5 protein-coding genes are annotated in these 7,596 nt (G+C 68.3%); 1 reads left to right on the top strand and 4 read right to left on the bottom strand.

Annotation, left to right across the window (positions count from 1 at the left end):
• Nucleotides 1-174: 174 nt before the first annotated feature.
• Nucleotides 175-2,559, bottom strand: a complete 2,385-nt coding sequence (locus ACSDR0_RS39525; RefSeq protein ID WP_435294082.1) for a ricin-type beta-trefoil lectin domain protein — start codon at nt 2,557-2,559, stop codon at nt 175-177.
• Between the two features lie 279 nt (nt 2,560-2,838).
• Nucleotides 2,839-4,200 carry a lectin gene (locus ACSDR0_RS39530; RefSeq protein ID WP_435294083.1) on the bottom strand — a complete coding sequence of 454 codons (1,362 nt, stop codon included), beginning with the start codon at nt 4,198-4,200 and terminating at the stop codon, nt 2,839-2,841.
• A 599-nt stretch (nt 4,201-4,799) separates the two neighbouring features.
• Between ACSDR0_RS39530 and ACSDR0_RS39535 the strand changes: the two genes are divergently transcribed.
• Complete coding sequence (locus tag ACSDR0_RS39535; protein WP_435294084.1) at nt 4,800-5,543, top strand: FadR/GntR family transcriptional regulator; 744 nt, start codon at nt 4,800-4,802, stop codon at nt 5,541-5,543.
• 74 nt (nt 5,544-5,617) lie between these two features.
• On the opposite strand, the gene ACSDR0_RS39540 is transcribed toward ACSDR0_RS39535, so the two are convergent.
• On the bottom strand, nt 5,618-6,982 hold the full coding sequence (locus ACSDR0_RS39540; RefSeq protein WP_435294085.1) for an extracellular catalytic domain type 1 short-chain-length polyhydroxyalkanoate depolymerase: 1,365 nt from the start codon (nt 6,980-6,982) through the stop codon (nt 5,618-5,620).
• 392 nt (nt 6,983-7,374) lie between these two features.
• The coding region (locus ACSDR0_RS39545; RefSeq protein ID WP_435294086.1) for a non-reducing end alpha-L-arabinofuranosidase family hydrolase at nt 7,375-7,596 on the bottom strand (222 nt) is incomplete at its 5' end.

A 7,596-nucleotide genomic window follows, 5' to 3' on the forward strand; every position in this document is an offset into this window, starting at 1 on the left:
GTCGGCGGGATGGGGGGTGCCCAGCAGGTGTTCCAGCGACGACGTCCCCCCGGACCGCCCCGGACCGGTGGGCCCGGCGGCCCACCCCCGCCCCGGCCTTCCGTGGCCGGAGTGTTCGTGGATGGCCTTCGCCGGGACGGTGGACCGCCCCGGCGAAGGAGTGAGACGGCCGGATCAGCTGCGCAGGCTCCATTTCTGGCTGCTCGTGCCGGTGCAGGACCACAGCTGGACCTTGGTTCCGTTGCCGGTCCCGAAGTTGGTCGCCTCCATGCACTTACCGGACTGCACGCCGGTGATGGTGCCGTCGGCGTTGACGTTCCACTGCTGGTTGGTCCCGCCGTTGCAGTCCCAGATGATCACCTGGGTGCCGTTGGCGGTTCCCTGTCCGTTCGCGTCCAGGCACTTGTTGCCGTACACCTGCAGCTGCTTGCCCGAGGTGTGGGTGAAGCGCTGGTTGGTGCCGGTGCCGCAGTCCCAGAGCTGGAGCTGGGTGCCGTTGGTGGTGGTCGAGTTCGGCACGTCGACGCAGCGGTTCGACTGGACCCCGACGAGCTGCACCCCCTGCTGGGGGGTGGTTCCCTGGGGTCCGGCGGCCGCCATCACGGCCTGGGCGCCCGACGGCCAGTTGCCGTTGGTGACCGTGACGTTGTTGTTGACGACGTTGCCGCGGTCGCCGTTGGTCACATTGGTGCTGCCGTTGGTCGACCAGTTGCCGGTGACGGTGAAGTTCCCCATGTTCTCGGCGTACCAGTAGTTGGCGGTGGCCCAGGTGCCGGTGGAGGAGAAGACGTTGTTGCGGGCGGTGTAGTACCGGGAGCCCTCGTCGAAGTAGATGCCGAAGTAGCCGTTGGTCCGCAGGCAGTAGTTGTCGCTGATCAGTCCGTTCGGGTTCGCCGAGAGCGTGTAGATGCATCCGCCGTCGTTCATCTGCTGCATGACGTCGTGCACGTAGTTGCCAGAGAGCCGGTTGTTGGACGCGGTGGTGGCCGTGGTGTACCGCGGCTGGTAGTTGTACAGGCCGCGGCCGGCGTAGTGCTCGCTGCCGCCGGCGTCGTTGGCGCCCCAGCCGTACCCGATCGACATGCCGGTGTAGGGCATGTTGTAGACCTCGTTGTTGGTGACGGCGGCGGTGCTGACGTAGGTGGTCAGGACCGAGACGATGCCCCGGTACTCCACGCCGAGGTTGTGGATGCGGTTGTTGCTGACGGTGATGTTCCGGTTGACCATCCGCTGGTCACTGGGATGGTGCGCGTCGGCGCGCACGCCGCCGACCACGATGCCGCCGGCCGAGTTGCGGGCGATCTCGGAGCGGGTGACGGTGATGTTGCTCGCGCCCAGGCCGACACCGCTGGTGTGACCGTTGGCGTCGTTGCCGATGCCCACGGCCGTCTGGCCCAGGTTGAAGAACTGCGAGTCGCTGAAGGTGATGTTGTTGGCGGCGGACACCTGCACGGCGGCGGGCATCTGGTACCAGTTCGGCCGGGTGGCCTCGAACTGCGGGCAGCCGTTGTGACAGGAGGTGAAGGCGGGCCAGCTCCAGTTGCCGGCCATGTAGACGCCGGTCTGCTGGTCCACGTAGCCCTGGTTGCCGCTCGGCGCCATCCAGGTCGTGCCGCTGAAGGTGATGCCGGTGAAGGCGATGTGGTGCGCGGGCGCGTCGTAGGTGCCCCCGACGTTCACCAGGGACTGCAGCACCGGCAGCTCCACGCTGACGCTGCTCATGTTCTGCCCGGAGAGCGGGATGTAGGAGAGCGCGCCGGTCCCGGGGTCGATGTACCACTCGCCCGGCGCGTCGAGGAACTCGTAGGCGTTGGCCAGGTAGAGCGGGCCCGCCCGGTGCGGGCTGGTGAAGGTGTCGTACCCGAAGTTGTTGTTGCTCCAGCCGGGCTGCTGCATCGTGATGAAGTTCCCGGTGATGTTCTGCACCGACACGTACCGGTCGGTGAACGAGTTGACGCTCTCCAGCTGGACCCGGTTCTTGTTGGCGAGGTTGTTCAGATAGCCCAGGGCCCCGTTGGTGAAGGAGAGGCCGCTGCTGTTCGCGGTGAAGTCCGCCCGGTTCACCTGGGTGCGGGCGCGGGTGGCGATGGCGCCGTTGACGTAGAGCTGCCGGGTGTCGGTCCCGGCGCCCACGTTGGCCCGCCAGATGTTCTTCCCGGAGTCGGCGAGCGACCACCCGGTGACCGCCCTGGCGCCGCTGATGACGGGACGGGCGCCCGCGGCGGCCTGCCACTTGACGGTGTAGCCGTTGTTGCCGGAGTCGGCGGCGGTCAGCCGTAGCGGCGCGGAGAGCCGGTACGTCCCGGCGGCCAGCTCCACGACGATGTCGCCGGACATCGCGCCGGTGAGCGCCCGCACCGCGGTCTGCGCGGCGGGCACCGAGCACGGCTGGGCCGTGGAGCAGCTGGTGCCGGTACCGGAGGGGGAGGCGTAGAGGGTCGTGGTGGCCGCCGAGGCGGGGGAGACCGGCGCCACCAGGGCGGCCGCGGCGGTCAGTCCTATCGCGGCGGCTCCGGCTGAGAGCAGCCTCCGCATCGCGGAGTACGAGAATTCAAACACGGGACTTCCTTATGTGGGGGGTGGGGGCGGTCGGCGGAACGTCCCATTGGAGCTGGTCCGGCGGGTGCGGCTCCGGTCCTCGTGCCGCCGTCGTGTCGAGCGCGCTCACGGCCCGGGCGGCACACCCGGGCCGTGAGCCGTCCGGGTGTGGACGGCGTGCTGATCTCCTGGGCGGGCGGGCATGCGAAGGTGCCCCTGCCGTGGGAGAGGATCCCTCGCCGGGACGTCGCGCTCCCCGGCGAGGGATCCTGAAGGTGTCTCAGAGGTCCGGAAAGGGAATCAGGTTCGGGTCCAGCGTTGGTTGCTTCCGCCGTTGCAGTCCCAGATGGCGAGTCTGGTGCCGTTGGCGGTGGCGCTGTTGGGCACGTCCAGGCACTTGTTCGCGCCGAGGGCGGTGATGGTGCCGTCGGCGTTCAGGCGCCACTTCTGGTTGTTCTGGCCGTTGCAGTCCCAGATCTGGACCAGGGCGCCGTTGGCGGTGCTCTGGTTGGCCACGTCCAGGCACTTGTTGCCGTAGACCCGCAGCTCACTCGCGCCGGTCGTCGCCCACTGCTGGTTGTTCTGGCCGTTGCAGTCCCAGAGCTGCACCGCGGCGCCGTTGGCCTGCGAGACGCCGCTCACGTCGAGACACCTGCCCGAGCCCACACCCCGGATCGCCCCCGCCGTTCCCGGCGTCGGAGTCACCGTCGGAGTCGGAGTCGGAGTGGGGTTGGGGTCGCTCCCGAACTGCGAGAAGAACCTCCACACCTCTCCCTTGGTCCAGGTCGTGATGCCGCTCTCGGCGTAGGTTCCGTCCACGGGACCGGGCATGTGACCGTTGTCGAAGGCGGCCCACACGACCGGATACCCGGCCCGGCACCCCGAGTAGGTGGTGGTGATGTGCGTCCTGCTGCCCGACCCCGGCTCGGGCGGGTTCTGGGCGGTGCAGCCGTTGTTGCGGACGAACCTGTCGCGCAGCGACCGTCCCTGGGAGATGTTGAGGACGTTGTCGCCGATGCCGTGCAGTCCCATGTACGCGATGGGGTCGTTGCCGCCGCTGCACCCGCTGAGCTGCGCGCCGGCGTAGACCGCGACCGCGCGGAAGACCGTCGCCCTGCTGCACGCGAGCGAGTAGCTCATCCCGCCGCCGTAGCTGAAGCCCATGGCGAAGCGCTGCGCGGTGTCGACGCACAGGGAGGCGTCGAGCAGCCTGTTCAGGTCGTCGACGAGGGTGATGTCCTCGTTGTTGGAGTTGGCCCAGCCGTTGCCGATGCCCTGGGGCGCGACGAAGATCCCGTTGTTGTTCGACATCTGCCGCATGCCGTAGAAGGACCAGGGGTACCCGCTGGTGCCGCCCGAGTCGATCTCGTTCATCGTGCCGCCCCGCCAGTGGAACCCGAAGAACACCCGGTAGGGCGTGGTGTTGTTGTAGTTGTCGGGGAGCCTCAGGATGTAGGAGCGCGTCTTGCCGCCGCTCTGGATCGTGTGCGTACCGCTTGCCAGCGTCGGGGACTTGCCGCACCCGGCGGTCGGCGCGAGGGCGCCGGTGCCCGTGGAGGACGTGGTCTCGCCGACGCTGTTGCTCAGCGCCGCGTGAGCCGTGGACAGGACGAGAAGTACCGCGACCGCGATCGCTCCGAGAAAGGATCTGTGTTTCGACATCACACGATCCCTCCCGCGGTTCGAACATCGACGTGTCTGGAGGGGGAAACCACTTGGTTCTCCTTCATCGGGGGGTGGGAGCCTCAGCCGGCCGGTGTGGCGGCTCAACGCCGTTTCGCTGGTTCCCGCGCTGAGAACCACGTCTCGCCGGTTCTTGCCGGTGTCGCCGAACAATCGCGCCCTGATCCGAGGCGACCGGGACCGTTCGCGTCACCGTCGTGGACGACGACGATGTCCGTCCTCGCCTCCGGTGGCCGCCGCGGAGTGCCTCACTCCAGATGCGGTCCGGCCGAGGAGGAAACCCCCGACAGAGGCATCCCGGAGACTTAGCTACTAATTACGTTCCTCACGTTGAGGCGCGTCAAGACCTTAAGCCCACTTATTTCCGACTTCTCACAAGAGGTCGTCGTCGAAGTGGGAACTCTTTCGAGCATAAGTGCAGGTGGAAGCATCGCCTTTTCCCTCTGTCCGATTCAAGGATCCGGTGGCGGGTCAGATGTGTAGCACTCAATGCCGGAGGGGCTGGGGAAGATTATGCTGATCCGGCCCTCGGTTGGTCGTACTCTTGAGGAGGTGGTGGCAGGGAGGGAGCGGGCAGCGTGATCGATACTCCGCGTGCGGAAGGCGTATACCGGCCGGGTTACGAGGTGGCCGCGGAGCAGGTGCTGGAGTTGATCAGCCGGTTGCGCCTGCGGCCAGGCGACCGCATGCCCACCGAGAACGAGCTGGCCCGGCAGTTGGGCACGAGCCGGACCGTCGTGCGCGAGGCGGTGAAGATACTCTCGGCGCTCGGCCGGGTGCGCGCCCAGAAGGGGCGTGGCCTGTACGTGGCCGACGATGAGGGGATGCTCGGCACCGGGCGTTGGGCGTCCTTCTTCCTGCCCACCGATCTGGACCACGTCTACATGCTTTTCGAGTTCCGGCGGGCTCAGGAGATGGAGACCAGTCGGCTGGCCGCCCGCCGCGCCACCCCGGCGGAGCTGGGAGACATCGAGAAGTCGGCCGGGGTGTGCCGCTACGGATTCGACAACGGACGCGAGGATCTGTTCATCGAGGGCGACGACGCCTTCCACGCCGCCATCGCGACGGCCTCGCACAACATGTTCCTCCAGATAGCGGTACGGGAGGTCCGCCGGCTGCAGGCCCAGTCCAACCTCATCGGGCTGCGCGGCTCGATAGGCGGGCACGCGGCCAAGGCCGTCGAGGAACATGACGCCATCTACCAGGCCATCCGCGCCGGCGACCCCGAAGCGGCGGCCCAGGCCGCGGCGACCCACATCGACAACACGCTGGACGACTACCGCAGGGAGATCCAGCAGCGCATCTTCTCGCCGACGGATTGACTCCTCTTCGGATCGACCGCGCCGAAGAACCCACCCAGGGCGCAGACCGGTCCCGGGCGGGCTCGCCAGGTGAGTCAGGTTCGGGTCCAGCGTTGGTTGCCTCCGCCGTTGCAGGACCAGATGGCGAGCCTGGTGCCGTTGGCGGTGGCGCTGTTGGGTACGTCCAGGCACTTGTTCGCGGCGATGGCGGTGATGGTGCCGTCGGAGTTGAGGCGCCACTTCTGGTTGTTCTGGCCGTTGCAGTCCCAGATCTGTACGAGGGCGCCGTTGGCGGTGCTCTGGTTGCTCACGTCCAGGCACTTGTTGCCGTAGACCCGTAGCTCACCCGCGCCGGTCGCCGTCCACTGCTGGTTGGCCTGGCCGTTGCAGTCCCAGATCTGCGCCTGGGCGCCGTTGGCCTGCGAGGCACCGCTCACGTCGAGACACCTGCCCGAGCCCACACCCCTGATCGCACCCGCCGTCCCCGGCGTCGGAGTCGGTGTCGGAGTGGGTGACGGGGACGGGTCCGATCCGCCGTCGAGGCCGAGGAACGTGATGGCGTGGGGGAACATGCCGTCCAGCGGCAGGGAGTGGCCGTGGCCCGCGAAGCTGAACGCCTCGACGGGAGCCTGGGCCGTGGTGGCGCCGTACCGGGTCCGGGTCACGCCCGATCGAGGGCTGTCGGTGAAGGCCGGTGTCTGGCCCAACCCGTGCAGGTTGGTCCACTGCTTGATCTCTTCGCCGAAGTTGGGATAGGCGAGGGTGGTGTCGGTGTTGCCGTGCCACAGTTGCATCCGGGGGTAGCGGCCGGTGTATCCGGGATACATCGCCCGTGCCTGGTCGCCCCACTGCTGCGCGGTCTTGATGAGGTTCCCGCCGGAGCACTGGCTGTTCCACAGCGATCCGTTGGTGGTGGCGAAGCACCCGGCGGGGACGCCGGAGAACGCCGCGGCGGCCGTGAACACGTCCGGGTACTGGGCAGCGAGCACATTGGTCATCATCGCGCCGGAGGAGAAGCCACTGACCACGATGCGGGCAGGGTCGACGTTGTAGCGCTGCCGGGCCCACGAGGCCATGGACATGATCCCGGTGGAGTCGCCGCCGCCGTCGCGCCTGAGCGCGGCGGGGGAGGAGACGTCGAAGCACCGCCCCTCGCGGGTGGCCTCCGGAACCACGATGACGTACCCGTACCGGTCCGCCGCGGTCACGTAGTCACGACCGACGCTGTTGAAGACCCCGCTGGCCGTGCCGGTGCAGTAGTGGACCATGACCAGCATCGCCGGCCGTGCCGCGACCCTGTCCGGCACATAGATGTACATGTTCAGATTCGTCGGGTTGGTAGCGAAGTTGGTCACCTGGGTCAGCGACGCGGCCGCGGCGGGCCGGACCGCCAGGAGCAGGCCCGCGATCACCAGGGGCAAGGTGGCGGCCGCCAGTATGGCCCCGAGCCTTCGTTTCACAATGTGTCCTTTCGATTGCCGGGGCGTCTCCGAGCACGCGTGCTCGGACACTCCGGCGTCAACAGGCGGGGTCTGGCCTGGGGAGCACACCAGGACGCCGGGGCAGCGCCTTCGGCCACCCCGCTGACGGCCTGGCCTGCCAGGACGTAACGCGAGGCCTCCGGTGCGGCAGGTCGCACCGGAGGCCCCCTCATCAGGACGGAAGGAAGGTCGGCAGGGTGAGCTGGACTCTCCGTGTGACCCGGGCGGGCTCGGTCTTGGGCCGGGCCCGCCCGGGGTCGGTGGTGGTTCCGGCCCGGTCCTGGTCGTGTGCCGTGGTCGCGCTCGCCCGGTGGGGTGTGCGTTTTCGCGGTGCGCGCCGGGAGTGTGGGGGCCGGATGGGTGTCATGTCGTCAGCGCTGGTGGGTCAGCAGGCCCGGGCGATAGGGCCACAGGCCGTAGTCGCCGGGGTTGGGGTTGGGGGCCTGTCCCTGGTAGAGAAGCTGCAGGTTGCAGGGGTCGACGGTCATGGTCTGGTCGGCGTTGGTGCGCAGTAGCTCGCCGTGGCTGATGTCGTTGGTCCAGGTGGCGCCGCTGTTGGCCTTGCCGGCGAAGGGGTTGCTCTCGGTGGCGGC

Source organism: Streptosporangium sp. G11, assembly GCF_051192615.1.
Lineage (GTDB): Bacteria > Actinomycetota > Actinomycetes > Streptosporangiales > Streptosporangiaceae > Streptosporangium.